Here is a 267-nt window from a genome sequence, read left to right as displayed (position 1 = left end):
GCCAGATAAGCGCAAATCGCAGCGGTTTCAGTAATAATATGCTGTTTGTGCTTGAGGGCAGGGACTTTGCCCATCGGATTGATGGTGCGGTACTCTGCACTTTTCATCTCGTTGAAAGGCACGATGCTGGTTGTATAGGTAGCGCCGGTTTCTTCCAGCATCCAACGGGCAATACGGCCACGCGACATCGGATGGGTATAGAGAATAAGATCTGTCATGAGAGACTTCCTCTGCTAATTCGCAGCAGAGAATGCACTCTCTTGAGGC

General features: G+C 50.2%; 1 protein-coding gene. It reads right to left on the bottom strand.

From position 1 onward, the window contains the following. Window positions 1-218: glutathione S-transferase N-terminal domain-containing protein (locus tag HBA93_RS21455; protein WP_221724600.1), on the bottom strand; the 218-nt coding region annotated here is incomplete at its 3' end. Window positions 219-267: the final 49 nt, after the last annotated feature.

The sequence above is a fragment of the Ochrobactrum sp. SFR4 genome, assembly GCF_019730395.1.
Taxonomy (GTDB): domain Bacteria; phylum Pseudomonadota; class Alphaproteobacteria; order Rhizobiales; family Rhizobiaceae; genus Pseudochrobactrum.
Note: the sequence above shows the minus strand (reverse complement) of the source record. Positions and strands in the feature narration are given on the sequence as shown.